The sequence below is a fragment of the Ruminococcus sp. AF17-12 genome (assembly GCF_003479245.1).
Lineage (GTDB): Bacteria > Bacillota > Clostridia > Lachnospirales > Lachnospiraceae > Blautia_A > Blautia_A fusiformis.
In genome coordinates, this window is sequence record NZ_QUGY01000001.1 from 317,111 (window position 1) to 332,382 (window position 15,272).

Below are 15,272 nucleotides of genomic sequence, written 5' to 3' on the forward strand. Positions count from 1 at the left end.
ATTATAAATGAGTACATGCACTTTTACAATGCTAATTTTATCTCCCGCCGGAATTTTTATTTTCCGGAAAAATTTTTTACTGCTTTTTTGCCTGCTCATCCCAGTAAGCGCAGTCATTTCTTCCAATTACCTCCGATGTAAACGGAGTACCGTCATTCTTCTTATAATGTCTAGTCGCCCGGAAAACATATTTCGCACCGACATAAACGATCGGTACGTTGAAAAATACGATCAGAATATTTCCAAGATCAGAAAATGCCCAGAGATTTCCAAGCTCCAGTCCTGCGATATTACAGAGGATACCAAATGCGGCAACAAAAAGACCGATACAGCGTACAAAATTAATACATATCTTATCCTTGCGGATACGGTTTGCCGCGATCTCGGAAAAGCTGATCATTCCAAGCAGACAGGTAAATGCAAACAGGCAGAAACATAAGGTTACAAGAAATGTAACGATCCCGTTCATTGCAGTTCCCGGAGTCAGCACAGCAATGGACTCCGTATATTTTGGAAGTTTATCAAGAGCCTGCCAGCTTTCCGCATCTGCTCCCGTCCAGCAATGTGCCATAACTACCACAAATCCGGTAAGTGTGCAGATCACAATGGTATCAAGAAAAACTCCCAGAGAAGCGATCACACCCTGCTCACATGGATGCTTTGCGTCAGCTGCTGCCGCTGACATGGTGATCGTTCCCTGACCAGCCTCATTGGACATCAGGCCTCGTTTTACGCCCTGTGCAAGAACCGTTCCAAAAACACCTCCCAAAAATGCATCCGGCTTAAAGGCTCCTGCAAACACGCTTCCGAAGAAATACGGAATACGGGTAAAATTCAAGATGATAAGAAGTAACACTACTACCATATAGAGCACTGCCATCACCGGCACCATCATATCTGTCCATTTGGATACTTTTTTGATTCCGCCAAATGCGATAGCTGCTGTGAGGATTACGATCAGCGTACCTACTATATAATAGAAGGCTGATCCGCTTGGAATGGTTTTTCCGGTTACGATCTCTGCCATGCGTCCTACTGATGAAACAACGTTAAAGCCCTGTGCCGGCAGACAGCAAAGCGCATACAGAATATACAATACCGAAAGAAAAACACCGATCCATACCTTATTTCCAAGAAGCTTTCTCCCATAAAAAGGAAGACCTCCTACGAACTCATCGTCCTTCTTCTCCTTGAAAATCTGAGCAAGGACACCCTCCATGTATGCAACTGCCATCCCGAAAAACGCAGATATCCACATCCAGAACAGGGCCCCCGGTCCACCCACTGCAATAGCACCTGTTACGCCCAGGATATTTCCCGGTCCTACACGCATAGCTGAACTCAGGAAAAACGATGCAAGCGGCGAAATTCCTGTTTCCACAACACGTTTCTCCGTCATGGTTCGGATTCCTTTTTTAAAGTAAGTCACCTGCATAAAACCGATCCTGAAACTGAAAAAAATCCCGGACCCAAGAAGTAATATGATCGCAAAGGATATATTTCCCAGAATCGGGATACTGCTGTACCAGTCAAAATTCGTGGGGAACTCCCACAGAAAATCAGACAGTGGACCGATAAAGCTGAACACTCCATTGATCGCCTCAAACACTTTCTCCATAGCCATCTCCTCCCTTTTCATCTGAATACCTCAGAATTGAACCATCTTTCCGGATATCACATTTTCCGCTGGACATAAAATATAGATATATTCATTTATACCCCTCAGAAAAATTTCCGCACCTGTTCATATAACATGTGTACCACATCCATACTCGTTCATTTCCCCTCCGGATTTTTATGCTATGGTTTATTATACCGTATCGGCTTAAAAAAGTCTTATTTATTTTCACTATTTTTGTACAAATTTCAGAATTTTCTATTCTTACAAGCCCCACCGACTGCTATTGCTTTTCGCCCCCCGCAGGGGACTTACTTGATTCAAGTCAAGCGGATATTCGCAATCCGCTTCGCTACGCGGCTCTACACCAAATAACTGCTTCACAGTTTATCAGACTTTATAAGATATTTAGACTTTCCTCACAAATTTTTAAAATGCTTCTCACAGTTCCATCACATTTTGACGGTATATTAGTAAACAAATAAAGCACAAAGCTTTTTCATCTTATAGATCATTACTTATTTTTCTTTTCATACTCTGCCGGGTCCCTTCCAAGACCCGGCCCTCCTTTTTATCTTCTTACAAACTCCCATAGTATACCATCCTTTCTTTATTCAAAAGGATCTATACCTATAATCATGGTGTCTATATTAGACATTCTGATTCTATCTGATGATCGACATTTTCATCTCGGTCCATTTACTCCGCATCACTTCACGCCCAGATATCCTTATCCCCCCTGAAACCCGAATAAACACAACAAAAAAACACCGTCCCCGCAGCTCTATATCTGCAAAAACAGTGCCTTTAGTGCGTCTTCAGGGGTTCGAACCCTGGACACCCTGATTAAGAGTCAGGTGCTCTACCAACTGAGCTAAAAACGCTTATTTAATTATTTGTCTTTCGTTTTTTGTTTCGTTCGTTCCTCAAGACATGTTGTATTATACGTTATGATTTGAAGAAAGTCAACACCTTTTTTTAATTTTTTTTATTTTTTTCTTTTTTATTTTTTATATCTTCATTTGATGCAATTTTGTTCAGTGATTTTTCTATTTCTGACAGCGAATTTCTGATCTGAAATGCCTGGCTTTTGACGCCGCGTTTTACACTGTTGAGATTTCGACGGAATGAGTTGGATTTTCTTTTTTTCAAACCTTATCTTCCCCTCTTTCTTTATACAGATCAGGCAGCTTCTCCTGCAGATTCGTATATTCCTGCCTGACGCTCCCTCTTATTTATTATATGAAAACAGGCCGATCTGTTTACAGATCAGCCCGATAAAACAACCTTCTATATTAATGCAGAATATCTATGCGCCAGATAAGCTTTGATATCAGATACCTTCTGAAAACCACCTAACCTTACCTCTTCTATTTTTGTCTGATCACCATCTTACAGATCGGATTGCCCATGGAAGAAAACTTCTCCTCATACTCCGTCATCACATTTCCCTTCACCAGCTCCTCATCATGATGAAGATCAAACGTACAAACCTCCAGGTTCCAGTCAGACTCCTTCACCTCTTCCAGGGAAAATTCAAACAATCCACGGTTATCTGTCTTAAATTCCACAGTACCCTCTTTTTTCAGGACCTGCTCATACCTCTTCAAAAACTCCCTGGAAGTCAATCTTCTCTTGGCATGACGGGCCTTCGGCCACGGATCGGAAAAATTCAGATAAATCCCGTCAACCTCATCCTTCTCAAAAATCTCCGGCAAAAGCCTTGCATCCACACGGATGAACACCAGATTTGAAAACTTCTCCCCGGCCTCCTCAAGCTCCTCCCTCTTCTGAAGTGCCCGAAGCAGCACACTGTCATACATCTCGATTCCAACATAATTCCTCTCAGGATGCAGCCGCGCCATATCCATCAGAAAACGCCCTTTTCCCATACCAACCTCAAGAAAAAGCGGTCTCTTCTCCCCAAAAACACTCGCCCATTCCCCTTTAAACTTCTCCGGTTCATCAATCACCCAGTCACACTCCAAAATCGCATCCTTCGCCCCGGGAATATTACGTAATCTCATAAATAACCTCCAAATTAATCTTCCTATAATATACAAATCAAATAACTATCTTGCACAGCCAGCAAAAGCAGTCTATAACAATTCCCCAAACCAATGAAACCACTATAATACATCCGCCACCAGCCACACAAACCAGAATACCTGCACAAATCCAAAAAAATCATCATTCCTCTTCCAGAATATCCGATAAAACACCCTGTACAATGCATCCCAATATTCAACTATACATGTAACCCCCACCCCGCCGCAAGCAAAAAATAAAAAAAATCCTCAACCAAGCAACAGCAACGCGCCTCGCCGTCCACCCCCAACACCATCCGCATCCATATACACATCCCCTCAAACAGGCGACAGCAACGCGCCTCGCCGTCCACATCCAGCACCATCCGCATCCACACACATCGGCTCAACCTCACACATCCAACACAGCAGCATACATACACAAGTCAACAACCTCACACCACCACAACCAAGAACTCCTAAAAAAAAGCCCGAGGGGTGTGCAGAGGGGCCATGGCTTTATGGCCCCTTTGCGGTTTTCCTCTTTTCCCACAAAAACCCCAAAAAATATCTTTTTACCCACATTTCCCTCAAAAGTTTGCAGAAAAATTAACAAATTTTTAGTTGTTTTTACCATAAAAAAGGTGTATCATATAAAAATCAATTATAAACAATAAACAAACAAGGAGGGCGTTATGGAACAAATCCTAAATAAGCTTTCGGAAATCGAAGCTACAGCCAATGCCATCATGCAGGACGCTGCGCGACAGAAACAGGCTCTCTCGGAAGAAGCAGAAAAACAGACGAAGGAATTCGACGCTTCACTTGAAAAAGAAACCAGCGACGAGATCCGGAAGATCCGTGAAGATCTGGCCCGCGAGAAAGACGCCCGGATCAATGAGCTTCGTGCAGAAACCGAAGACCAGCTATCCAGGCTGGATGCCTATTACGAAGCCCATCACGAAAGTCTTTGCAGTGAGCTGTTTCAGAAAATAACAGGCATCACCGAAACCTGAAGGGAAAGGAAGTGATTCAATGGGCTCTGTCCTCTCATACAGCGGACTCTCCACCAAGATCCGCGCCATGCAGAGCAGGCTTGTGACAGATGAGCAGCTGGAAGAAATCGTTCAGCTTCCCAATGTCCCCCAGGTAACAGCCTACCTGAAACGGACTCCCGAATATCAGAATATCTGGTCCGGTCTCGATGAAAATGATCTTCACCGCGGACAGATAGAAAAACTCCTGAAGAAATCCATCTTCCTGAATTTTTCAAGGCTTTACCACTTTGCAAATCAGGAACAGCGAACGTTCCTGTCGCTTTACTCGAAGCGTTATGAGATCCGCGTTCTGAAAGAAATCATGACGAATCTCTTTGACCACCGGGACACCGATCCCGTGGATATTTCTCCCTACCGCGATTTTTTCAGACATCATTCCAAGCTGGACATTGACAGGCTTACCGCCTGCACCAATATGGATGAATTCATTGCGGCACTGAAGGGAAATGATTTTTTTATTCCGCTGTCTCAGGTCAACGAACGTGGAAATGCCACGCTTTTTGACTTCGGCATGGCACTTGACCTTTCGTATTTTTCACAGATTTGGAATGTGCGGAAGAAGCTTTTCAAAGGTAACGATCTGAAACAGATCACCAAGGCTTACGGTGAAAAATTCGATATGCTGAACCTGCAGTTCATCCAGCGCTCCAAACGCTGCTTTCAGATGGAACCGGCTGCTATTTACGCATTGCTGGTCCCCATGAACTACAAGCTCCGCAAAGAGGAGATCACCACCCTTGTGGAGGCCCCTACACCAGAAGAGTTCCGTCGTATCTTCAATGGAACTTATTATGGTAAGAAATACGAACAGCTGACCGTTGCCAGTCTGGAAGAATTTTATAACTATATTCTTCGCAGCATACTGGAACAGGAAGCACGCAAGGATCCCTATTCCGTAGCAGTCATCTATTCCTATTTATATCACAAAGAACATGAAGTCAACCGTCTGACCATTGCCCTTGAATGCGTGCGCTATGGCGTGGACCCAGAACAATCCCTGCGTTATATACGCAACGGTTAATAACCAGGAGGTAGCAACGTGATTGAAAAAATGAATTTTCTAAGCATCACCGGTCCCAAGGCAGATATCGACCGGGTTGTAAACACCTACCTGTGCAAGTACGAGATCCATCTGGAAAACGCTCTCTCAGAGCTGACCACAGTAGAAAGTCTGACGCCTTTCCTGGATGTCAACCCCTACAGAGATGCCTTAAATTCCATCAATACCATTTATGAGGAGCTGAAAACTCCTCCGTCCACTTCCAACAGAAGCCCGGGTATTGAAACAGCACTTTCCACAGTAAAGGAGATCCGCTCCCAGGCGGATCAGCTCCAGAAGGAACAGTCCGAACTGGAAGAAAAATGTTCCTCTCTGGAAGAATCACTGCGGATCATACGTCCCTTCCGAAATATTGATTATGATATTTCATCCATACTTCATCTGAAGTATATCCATTTTCATTTCGGACGTATCGAGAAACAGTATTATGAGAAATTCAAGAAATATATTTACGACAATCTGAACACGATCTTCCTTAAATGCGATGAAGATGACCAATACGTCTGGGGCGTTTACTTCGTACCGAAGCATGATGCGCACAAAATTGATGCCGCCTACTCTTCTATGCACTTTGAAAAGATCTTTGTGCCGGATAATTATACCGGAACTGCCCAGCAGGCATTTTCAAGCGTAAGCAAACAATACGAGGATGCCCTGAAGCATCTGGAAACACAGAAACAGAAATACCAGAGATTTCTTGCAGATCAGGCAGAAACCATCGTTACCGCCAGAAACACACTTCTTCAGTTTTCCAGAAATTTCGATGTCCGGAAAGCGGCAGCCTGCACCGGAAAGCATGAAAATTTCTATATTCTCTGCGGATGGATGACAGAAGCCGACACCAGAGCTTTTCAAGCCGATATCTCATCCGACGAAAAAATCTTCTGCCTGGTAGACGGAGAAGATACCAATACGCCGGAACACGACCAGAACCATCAGCCGCCGACCAAGCTGAAAAACCCGAAGCTTTTCAAACCCTTTGAAATGTATGTAAAAATGTACGGACTTCCCGCCTATGGCGAGATGGACCCCACCTGGTTTGTTGCCATCACCTACTCCTTTATTTTCGGAGCCATGTTCGGTGATGCAGGACAGGGACTCCTGCTCTTTATCGGAGGATTGCTCCTGTACAAGCTGAAGCATATCGATCTTGCCGGAATCATCAGCTGCGCCGGAGTCTTTTCCACATTTTTCGGTCTGATGTTCGGAAGTATCTTTGGATTTGAGGATGTCATACCTGCTCTATGGCTGCGGCCTGTGGACAGTATGACGACCATACCTTTTATCGGAAAACTGAATACCGTATTTATCGTTGCCATCGGCTTCGGCATGGGAATCATCCTCCTGTGTATGGTTTTCAACATCATCAATTCCTTTAAGACGCATGATGTTGAAAAAACCTGGTTTGACACCAACGCTGTGGCAGGACTTGTATTTTATGGCTCCGCAGTTCTCTGCATCGGACTCTTTGTATCCGGACATGCAGTTCCGGGTGGTGCAGTCCTTGCCATTATGTTTGGTTTACCGCTGCTTCTTATTTTCTTCAAGGAGCCTCTTACAAACCTGGTAGAAAAAAAGGCCGAGGTTATGCCAAAAGAAAAAGGCATGTTTATCGTACAGGGTATCTTTGAACTGTTCGAGGTTATCCTGAGCTACTTTTCCAATACACTCTCCTTCGTGCGTATCGGTGCTTTTGCAGTCAGCCACGCAGCTATGATGGAGGTTGTACTTATGCTTGCAGGCGCGGAGAACGGCAGTCCGAACTGGATCGTCATCATTCTCGGAAACCTGTTCGTATGCGCTATGGAGGGCCTGATCGTAGGTATCCAGGTACTCCGTCTGGAATATTACGAAATGTTCAGCCGTTTTTACAAGGGCAGCGGACGGAAATTCGAGCCGTTCTGCTCAAAAAACAAATAAAATGCCAGAGTCGGAACGCATTCTGATCCGGGCATTCAATTAAACGAATATTAAGGAGGTCATCATCATGACAGTCATTACACAGATCACAATCGCAGTTGCACTTGTACTCAGCATCATTCTTCCATTTGGTTATTATCTTCTCGGCGAAAAAAGCCGCGGCCGCTATAAAACAGCTCTTGGTGTCAACGCCTTTTTCTTCTTCGGGATTATGCTTGTTGCCATTGCAGTAACATTTGCAGGCGGAGCTTCCGTACAGGCTGCTACAGGCGCTGACGCAGACCTTGCAACAGGTATGGGTTACATCGCAGCAGCACTTGTTACCGGACTTTCCTGTATCGGTGGTGGTATTGCCGTTGCCAGTGCGGCAAGCGCAGCACTTGGAGCGATCAGTGAGGATCAGAGCATCCTTGGTAAATCTCTTATCTTCGTAGGTCTTGCCGAAGGTGTTGCTCTTTATGGACTGATCATCTCCTTCATGATCCTGGGTAAACTTTGATATGAAAATGTATCTGATCAGTGACAATATTGATACTCTGACAGGAATGAGACTGGCCGGTGTAGAGGGTGTGATCGTTCATGAGCACGACGAGCTGAAGGAAGCTCTGGAGCGCACCATCGCAGACAAAGAGATCGGAATCATACTCCTGACCGAAAAATTCGGCCGGGAGTTTCCTGAGATCATTGATGATGTCAAGCTTCATCACAAAACACCTCTCATCATTGAAATTCCTGACAGACATGGTACCGGCCGCAGACCTGATTTCATTACATCTTATGTAAATGAGGCCATCGGATTAAAATTATAGGCAGGTGATATTATGACAATTGAAGAGAAGCTTAAACACTTCTATGACACCTCCGTGGACGAAGCACGCCGTCAGGCGGAAAAAGATGTCCGGGAACACAAGGAATCCCTGGATGCCGCACTGGAGGAACATAAAAAAATGTCTCTGGGAAATGCTGCCAGTTCCCGCAAAGCCGAGATCGCAAACGCAAAGCGTGAGATCAACAAGGCACTTTCCGCAGAGCAGCTTCACATCCGGCGAAACTGGACTGCCAGACAGAGCCGCTTAAAAGAAAAACTTTTTGCAGATGTCCGGGTACAGATCCTGAAATTCATGGAATCTCCCCGCTATGAAGAATATCTTTGTACAAAGATCGAGGAGGCTGTCTACTTCGCGGAACACGATGAGATCCAGATCTATCTTTCAAAAGAAGATGAACCCCGTCTGAAGTCTCTCACTGTAAAGACCGGTTTCCCGCTGAAGGTTTCCGATGAATCCTTTATCGGCGGGATCAAGGCGATAATCCCTGAAAAAAATATCCTCATCGACAATTCCTTTGAGGAAGGCTATCAGGCAGCTTACAGAGAATTCAAATTTGACGGAGGTCCAGCACATGAGTAAAACAGGTATTATCTACGGTGTTAACGGTCCTGTTATCTACCTCAAGGGCGACACCGGCTTCAAGATCTCCGAGATGGTCTATGTAGGCCCCGAAAAACTGGTTGGAGAAGTCATCGGTCTTAAGAAACATATGACGACCATACAGGTTTTTGAGGAAACTACAGGGCTGAAACCCGGAGAAACTGTTATCGGAACAGGAGACGCTATTTCCGTTCTCCTTGGTCCGGGAATCATCCACAATATTTTTGATGGTATCCAGAGACCTCTGGCAGAGATTGCCCAGGCCTCTGGAAAATATATTTCCCGTGGTGTCAGCGTTGACTCTCTTGACACAGAAAAAAAATGGGAAACCCACATTACCGTAAAGGAAGGTGACGTCATCGGTGCAGGCACGGTTATTGCCGAGACACAGGAAACCGCCTCCATCCTTCACAAATCCATGGTTCCGCCCACGATCACACACGGAACCGTTATCCATGCAGCTCCTGACGGTGCCTATACCGTTCTGGAGCCCATTGTTACCATCCGCCTTGATGACGGAACTGAAAAAGAACTGGCACTTGCCCAGAAATGGCCGATCCGTGTTCCACGGCCGACCTACAAGCGTTTCCCGGCCAGCGTTCCGCTCCTTACCGGTCAGCGAATCCTGGATACCCTTTTCCCTATTGCCAAGGGAGGCACTGCCGCAGTTCCCGGCGGATTCGGAACAGGAAAAACCATGACACAGCACCAGATCGCCAAGTGGTCAGACGCAGATATCATCATCTACATCGGCTGTGGCGAGCGTGGAAACGAGATGACACAGGTTCTTGAGGACTTCAGCAAGCTGATCGACCCGAAATCCGGAAACCTGATGATGGACCGTACCACACTGATCGCCAACACCTCCAACATGCCGGTTGCAGCCCGTGAGGCTTCTATCTATACAGGTGTCACACTTGCGGAATATTACCGTGATATGGGTTATGATGTAGCGATCATGGCAGACTCCACATCCCGATGGGCCGAGGCTCTCCGTGAGCTTTCCGGACGTCTGGAGGAGATGCCTGCAGAGGAAGGCTTCCCTGCATATCTGGCAAGTAAGCTTTCCGCCTTCTATGAGCGCGCGGGAATGATGCAGAACCTGAACGGAACAGAGGGTTCCGTATCCATTATCGGTGCAGTTTCCCCTCAGGGTGGTGATTTCTCCGAGCCGGTCACACAGAATACCAAACGTTTTGTCCGCTGTTTCTGGGGACTGGACAAGGCTCTTGCCTATGCCCGTCACTTCCCTGCCATCCAGTGGCTGACCAGCTACAGCGAATATCTGGAGGACCTGACTCCCTGGTACAGAGAGCATGTCTCCCCGAAATTCGTTTATGACAGAAACCAGATCATGGCTATCCTCAACCAGGAAAGCTCTCTTATGGAGATCGTCAAGCTGATCGGAAGCGATGTTCTTCCGGATGATCAGAAGCTGACGCTGGAGATCGCCAGGGTTATCCGTCTGGGCTTCCTGCAGCAGAACGCTTTTCACCAGGAGGACACCAGTGTTCCTATGGAAAAGCAGTTCCTGATGATGGAAACCATCCTCTATCTCTACGAAAAATGCCGTGCCCTTGTAAACCGTGGCATGCCGGTTTCCGTGCTGAAGGAGGATAAGATCTTTGAACGTATCATCGCCATCAAATACGAGGTTCCAAATAAAGAGCCGGAGCGTTTTGATGAATATCATAAAGATATCGACCGCTTCTACGACAATGTACTGGAAAGAAACGGTTAAAGGAGGGATCAGTTTATGGCAATCGAATATCTTGGCCTGAGTGAAATAAACGGCCCTCTTGTTGTCCTTGAGGGTGTAAAAAACGCATCTTACGAGGAGATCGTGGAATTCCACATGGAGGACGGCACTCAAAAGATCGGCCGTATCGTGGAAATCTATGAGGACAAGGCCGTTATCCAGGTTTTTGAGGGAACTGACAATATGTCCCTCGGCAATACACACACACGTCTTACCGGACATCCTATGGAGATCGGGCTTTCTCCTGAGATCCTGGGACGTACCTTTAACGGTATCGGCCAGCCCATTGACGGGCTTGGCGAGATCACACCGGAGGTCAGCCTGAACATTAACGGGCTTCCGCTGAATCCGGTAACCCGTGAATATCCACGAAACTATATCAACACCGGTATCTCCGCTATTGACGGACTGACCACACTGATCCGCGGCCAGAAGCTGCCGATCTTTTCCGGTAACGGTCTTCCACATGATAAGCTGGCTGCACAGATCGTTCAGCAGGCTTCCCTGGGAGCAGACTCCGATGAGAAATTCGCCATTGTTTTTGCAGCAATGGGTGTGAAATACGACGTAGCGGAATTCTTCCGCAGGACCTTCGAAGAAAGCGGTGCGTCCGACCACGTTGTGATGTTTTTGAACCTTGCAAACGATCCGGTTGTAGAGCGTCTTCTGACACCGAAGATCGCCCTCACTGCCGCTGAGTATCTTGCTTTTGAAAAAGGCATGCATATCCTGGTAATCCTGACTGATATCACCTCCTTCTGTGAGGCCATGCGAGAGGTTTCCTCCTCCAAGGGTGAGATTCCTTCCCGAAAGGGTTATCCCGGATATCTGTACAGTGAGCTTGCAACCCTTTACGAGCGTGCGGGAATCGTCCGTGGCGGCACCGGGTCTGTAACCCAGATCCCAATCCTGACCATGCCAAACGACGACATCACACACCCGATCCCGGACCTTACCGGATATATCACAGAAGGCCAGATCGTACTGGACCGCCAGCTTCACGGTCAGGCGATCTATCCGCCGATCAATGTTCTGCCATCCCTGTCCCGTCTGATGAAGGACGGTATCGGTGAAGGCTTCACACGTGCCGATCATCAGGATGTTGCCAACCAGCTCTTCTCCTGCTACGCAAAGGTAGGCGATGCAAGAGCTCTGGCATCCGTTATCGGTGAGGATGAGCTTTCTCCGCTGGATAAGCAGTACCTTGTATTCGGAAAAGCCTTCGAGGCAGAGTTTGTAGGACAGTCAGAAACAGAGAATCGAAGCATCATCGAAACTCTGGATAAGGGCTGGGAGCTTCTTGGCCTTCTTCCAAGAGAAGAGCTCGACCGTATCGATACCAAAGTTCTGGATCAGTATTACAGAGAAACCGTCCGTTAGTGAGGTGATTTTATGGATCCGAATACCTTTCCCACCAAGGGAAATCTCATACTTGCAAAAAACTCTCTGGCTCTTTCCAAACAGGGCTATGAGCTTATGGACAAAAAGCGTAATATCCTGATCCGTGAAATGATGGAGCTGATCGATCAGGCAAAGGATATCCAGTCACAGATCGATGAGACCTTCCGTACCGCTTATGCGGCTCTTCAGAAGGCAAATATGGAAATTGGAATCGCTTTCGTAGACCAGATCTCTCATACCGTTCCTGTGGAAGATTCCATCCGAATCAAAACCAGGAGCGTCATGGGAACCGAGATCCCTCTTGTGGAATATGACAAAAAAGCAGGCAACACGCCGACCTACGCCTACTACAGCACCAAGCTGTCCCTGGACGAGGCCAAGGCAGCCTTCGAGCGTGTAAAGGAGCTGTCCATCCAGCTCTCCATGATCGAAAACGCCGCCATCCGTCTTGCCACCAACATCAAAAAAACCCAGAAGCGTGCCAATGCGCTGAAAAACATCACCATCCCCAGATACGAAACTCTCACCCGAGATATCACCAATGCTCTGGAAGAAAAAGAGCGTGAAGAGTTTACACGTCTGAAGGTGATCAAACGTATGAAACAAAATAGTTAAAAAAATCCTCCGCAGATCTTTCCGGTTCTGCGGAGGATTTTTTGGTTATCCACATTTATCCACACCTGAAAATGACTTTTCAACACCTTGCAGTGATCGTTTTAACTGGGCACTGTTCTTTTTTATCCTCATTTCCATACATCCGATAGTCCCCCTTTTAAATAGATTAGTTTTTCAAGAATTTACTCATTATTATCTGATTATTTATTTTTATTCTTTTGTATTATGTCTTTTTTGCAATAAATTTTATGATATTTAGAATTTAAAAATGTCAATAGTTTTAAAAACTTTTTTCCCATTTTTTACAATTTTATCATTTTACACAAAACATATGTTTAAATTTATTTATGTAAATCAGGTCATCCACATGGTTATCCTTGTGGATAATGTGGATAAATTTGTGCATAACTTGATTATTGGCGGATTTGCGGATTTTTGTCATGTGGAAAACTTTTTGGAAAGTTTTTCACTTATCCACCATGGTTCGACAAGTTTTGTGCATATTGCCAGAACGACCTTTTCAGGGCTGATATTGCCCGTATCCGCACGCACCTGTCTAATGTTGCCAATCCTCTCCGATTTTATATCAAGCCTTTCTTTTTGCAGCTTTTTATGGTGTTTCTCCTGCGTGCGGTCTTGACATCAGCACTGTTTTTTGTTAATGTGAAAACACTAAAACAACGTGTGGATTTTTCAGTTTTGAACTTTTTTCGCCACACAATCTGTCCGATTCGAGAAGACAGATTGTGTGGCTTTTATTATGCACAAAAAACACGCTCTATTTTCCGCACCTGATATTCTTACGATTCTGATATAAAGGGGGATTTTTCATGAACAGCACATTTATGAAGGAAAAGCCTGTCGGCCCGCTGCTGGCATCCATGGCGCTGCCTATGGTCTTTTCCATGCTTGTAAACTCACTATACAACATTGTGGACAGCTTCTTCGTGGCACAGATCAGCGAGCAGGCCATGACCGCCCTGTCCCTTGTCTATCCGATCCAGAACATGATCAACGCCGTTGCCATTGGCTTCGGAATCGGAATCAACGCCAGAGTTTCCTATCACCTTGGCGCAGGGGACAAAAAAATGGCAGACACTGCTGCAACCCACGGATTTTTTCTGTCTGTGATCCACGGGATCCTGATGACTGTGATCAGCATCGCTGTTATGCCCGTATTCCTTCAGATGTACACCCAGGATGAAACCGTGATCCGGATGGGGCTGGAGTATTCTACCATCGTTTTCCTGTTTTCCACAGTAATTACCATCAGCCTTTTCTTCGAAAAACTTTTCCAGGCTGTAGGACGGATGAAAGTATCCATGCTCGCCCTGCTTGTGGGATGTATCAGCAACATCATCCTGGACCCGTTCCTGATCTGGGGAATCGGCTTTTTCCCGAAGCTGGGTATCCGGGGCGCAGCTCTGGCTACTGGCATCGGCCAGGTGCTCACCATTGCGGTCTATATGGTCTTTTATATCCTGAAGCCTATTCCTGTACGTGTAACGCCCAAAGCCCTGAAAACAAGCAAAGTAACGGATCTGAGCCTGTATGCCATCGGTGTTCCCGCGATCCTGAACCTTGCACTGCCATCGTTTCTGATCTCTTTTCTGAACTCCGTGCTAGCCGCTTACTCGGACAGCTATGTGGTGATCCTTGGCATTTATTACAAACTGCAGACCTTCCTGTATCTCCCGGCCAACGGAATCATCCAGGGAATGCGCCCGCTGATCGGTTATAACTTCGGTGCCCGTGAGATGAAGCGTGTGAAAAAAATCTTCCGGCTCACCCTGGAATCCAGCTGTGTGATCATGCTCTTTGGAACCGTTATCTGCCTCCTGGCATCCGGACAGCTTATGGGACTTTTCACAACTACCCCGGAAACCATTGCCGCTGGCTCCAGAGCACTGAAGATCATCAGCGCCGGCTTTCTTGTTTCTGCTGTATCCGTTACCACTTCCGGTGCCATGGAAGGCCTTGGAAAAGGTACGCAGTCCCTTGTAATTTCCCTTTTCCGCTATGTGGTCGTTATCATGCCCACCGCATATCTTCTGTCCCATTTTATGGGTCCTGATGGCGTGTGGAACGCATTCTGGATCACAGAGGTGTTTACAGCCATCGTTTCTGTCATGATTTATCACAAAACGTTGAAAAAAGCCTGAGAATGCAAATGTCCGGCCCACCGGCCTGTTTGCAGCCACCTGCAGGTTTACGTCCCGAAAGCACAAAAAGCTTCGATCCACTCTCTGAGCACATCGCTCATCGATGAGAGTTAGATCGAAGCTTTCTTTATTAACCAAACCAGGAAAATCCCATGAGTGATCGCTGATATCCTCTTGACTCAAACGGATATCCGTGATCTGCGTTCATTTAATTCGCGGAAA

13 protein-coding genes and 1 tRNA gene are annotated in these 15,272 nt (G+C 46.2%); 10 read left to right on the plus strand and 4 right to left on the minus strand.

Annotated features, from left to right (window positions below):
- Positions 1-76 precede the first annotated feature (76 nt).
- From DWW77_RS01760 to trmB, 4 genes are all read right to left on the minus strand, one after another.
- Positions 77-1,618, minus strand: coding sequence for an alanine/glycine:cation symporter family protein (locus DWW77_RS01760; RefSeq protein ID WP_118607926.1), 1,542 nt, complete (start codon positions 1,616-1,618; stop codon positions 77-79).
- Positions 1,619-2,429: 811 nt separating this feature from the next.
- Positions 2,430-2,502 (minus strand) — tRNA-Lys (locus DWW77_RS01765).
- Between the two features lie 94 nt (positions 2,503-2,596).
- On the minus strand, positions 2,597-2,770 hold the full coding sequence (locus tag DWW77_RS17895; RefSeq protein ID WP_173739392.1) for a hypothetical protein: 174 nt from the start codon (positions 2,768-2,770) through the stop codon (positions 2,597-2,599).
- Between the two features lie 218 nt (positions 2,771-2,988).
- Positions 2,989-3,645: a tRNA (guanosine(46)-N7)-methyltransferase TrmB gene (gene trmB, locus DWW77_RS01770; RefSeq protein ID WP_092072632.1), complete on the minus strand. Its 657-nt coding sequence runs from the start codon at positions 3,643-3,645 to the stop codon at positions 2,989-2,991.
- 695 nt (positions 3,646-4,340) lie between these two features.
- Between trmB and DWW77_RS01780 the strand changes: the two genes are divergently transcribed.
- From DWW77_RS01780 to DWW77_RS01825, 10 genes are all read left to right on the plus strand, one after another.
- A complete protein-coding gene (locus tag DWW77_RS01780) occupies positions 4,341-4,661 on the plus strand; it encodes a hypothetical protein (protein WP_021653134.1) in 321 nt (106 codons plus the stop codon).
- Between the two features lie 19 nt (positions 4,662-4,680).
- Positions 4,681-5,724 (plus strand): V0D/AC39 family V-type ATPase subunit, encoded by a 1,044-nt coding sequence (locus tag DWW77_RS01785; RefSeq protein ID WP_021653135.1) that lies wholly within the window; start codon positions 4,681-4,683, stop codon positions 5,722-5,724.
- A gap of 18 nt (positions 5,725-5,742) precedes the next feature.
- The gene (locus tag DWW77_RS01790; RefSeq protein WP_118607928.1) at positions 5,743-7,683 is read left to right on the plus strand and encodes a V-type ATP synthase subunit I; all 1,941 of its coding nucleotides are present in this window, start codon (positions 5,743-5,745) and stop codon (positions 7,681-7,683) included.
- 67 nt (positions 7,684-7,750) lie between these two features.
- Entirely contained in the window at positions 7,751-8,182 is a 432-nt protein-coding gene (locus tag DWW77_RS01795; RefSeq protein WP_118607929.1) for an ATP synthase subunit C, read from the plus strand.
- 1 nt (position 8,183) lies between these two features.
- On the plus strand, positions 8,184-8,492 hold the full coding sequence (locus DWW77_RS01800; protein WP_021653137.1) for a V-type ATP synthase subunit F: 309 nt from the start codon (positions 8,184-8,186) through the stop codon (positions 8,490-8,492).
- 12 nt (positions 8,493-8,504) lie between these two features.
- Positions 8,505-9,092, plus strand: a complete 588-nt coding sequence (locus DWW77_RS01805) for a V-type ATP synthase subunit E (RefSeq protein WP_118607930.1) — start codon at positions 8,505-8,507, stop codon at positions 9,090-9,092.
- Entirely contained in the window at positions 9,085-10,854 is a 1,770-nt protein-coding gene (locus DWW77_RS01810; RefSeq protein ID WP_015525389.1) for a V-type ATP synthase subunit A, read from the plus strand. Before DWW77_RS01805 ends, DWW77_RS01810 begins: the two co-directional genes overlap by 8 nt.
- 15 nt (positions 10,855-10,869) lie before the next feature.
- Positions 10,870-12,252, plus strand: coding sequence for a V-type ATP synthase subunit B (locus tag DWW77_RS01815; RefSeq protein WP_015525388.1), 1,383 nt, complete (start codon positions 10,870-10,872; stop codon positions 12,250-12,252).
- A gap of 12 nt (positions 12,253-12,264) precedes the next feature.
- Entirely contained in the window at positions 12,265-12,888 is a 624-nt protein-coding gene (locus tag DWW77_RS01820; protein ID WP_059086266.1) for a V-type ATP synthase subunit D, read from the plus strand.
- Between the two features lie 830 nt (positions 12,889-13,718).
- Positions 13,719-15,050: an MATE family efflux transporter gene (locus tag DWW77_RS01825; RefSeq protein ID WP_118607931.1), complete on the plus strand. Its 1,332-nt coding sequence runs from the start codon at positions 13,719-13,721 to the stop codon at positions 15,048-15,050.
- Positions 15,051-15,272 lie beyond the last annotated feature (222 nt).

What these genes read in the sequence shown, in the direction of transcription:
- DWW77_RS01825 (WP_118607931.1), top strand. Translation starts at nt 13,719, where the DNA reads ATGAACAGCACATTTATGAAGGAAAAGCCTGTCGGCCCGCTGCTGGCA.
- DWW77_RS01795 (WP_118607929.1), top strand. Translation starts at nt 7,751, where the DNA reads ATGACAGTCATTACACAGATCACAATCGCAGTTGCACTTGTACTCAGC.
- DWW77_RS01820 (WP_059086266.1), top strand. Translation starts at nt 12,265, where the DNA reads ATGGATCCGAATACCTTTCCCACCAAGGGAAATCTCATACTTGCAAAA.
- DWW77_RS01805 (WP_118607930.1), top strand. Translation starts at nt 8,505, where the DNA reads ATGACAATTGAAGAGAAGCTTAAACACTTCTATGACACCTCCGTGGAC.
- DWW77_RS01785 (WP_021653135.1), top strand. Translation starts at nt 4,681, where the DNA reads ATGGGCTCTGTCCTCTCATACAGCGGACTCTCCACCAAGATCCGCGCC.
- DWW77_RS01800 (WP_021653137.1), top strand. Translation starts at nt 8,184, where the DNA reads ATGAAAATGTATCTGATCAGTGACAATATTGATACTCTGACAGGAATG.
- DWW77_RS01815 (WP_015525388.1), top strand. Translation starts at nt 10,870, where the DNA reads ATGGCAATCGAATATCTTGGCCTGAGTGAAATAAACGGCCCTCTTGTT.
- DWW77_RS01760 (WP_118607926.1), bottom strand. Translation starts at nt 1,618, where the DNA reads ATGGAGAAAGTGTTTGAGGCGATCAATGGAGTGTTCAGCTTTATCGGT.
- DWW77_RS01810 (WP_015525389.1), top strand. Translation starts at nt 9,085, where the DNA reads ATGAGTAAAACAGGTATTATCTACGGTGTTAACGGTCCTGTTATCTAC.
- trmB (WP_092072632.1), bottom strand. Translation starts at nt 3,645, where the DNA reads ATGAGATTACGTAATATTCCCGGGGCGAAGGATGCGATTTTGGAGTGT.
- DWW77_RS01780 (WP_021653134.1), top strand. Translation starts at nt 4,341, where the DNA reads ATGGAACAAATCCTAAATAAGCTTTCGGAAATCGAAGCTACAGCCAAT.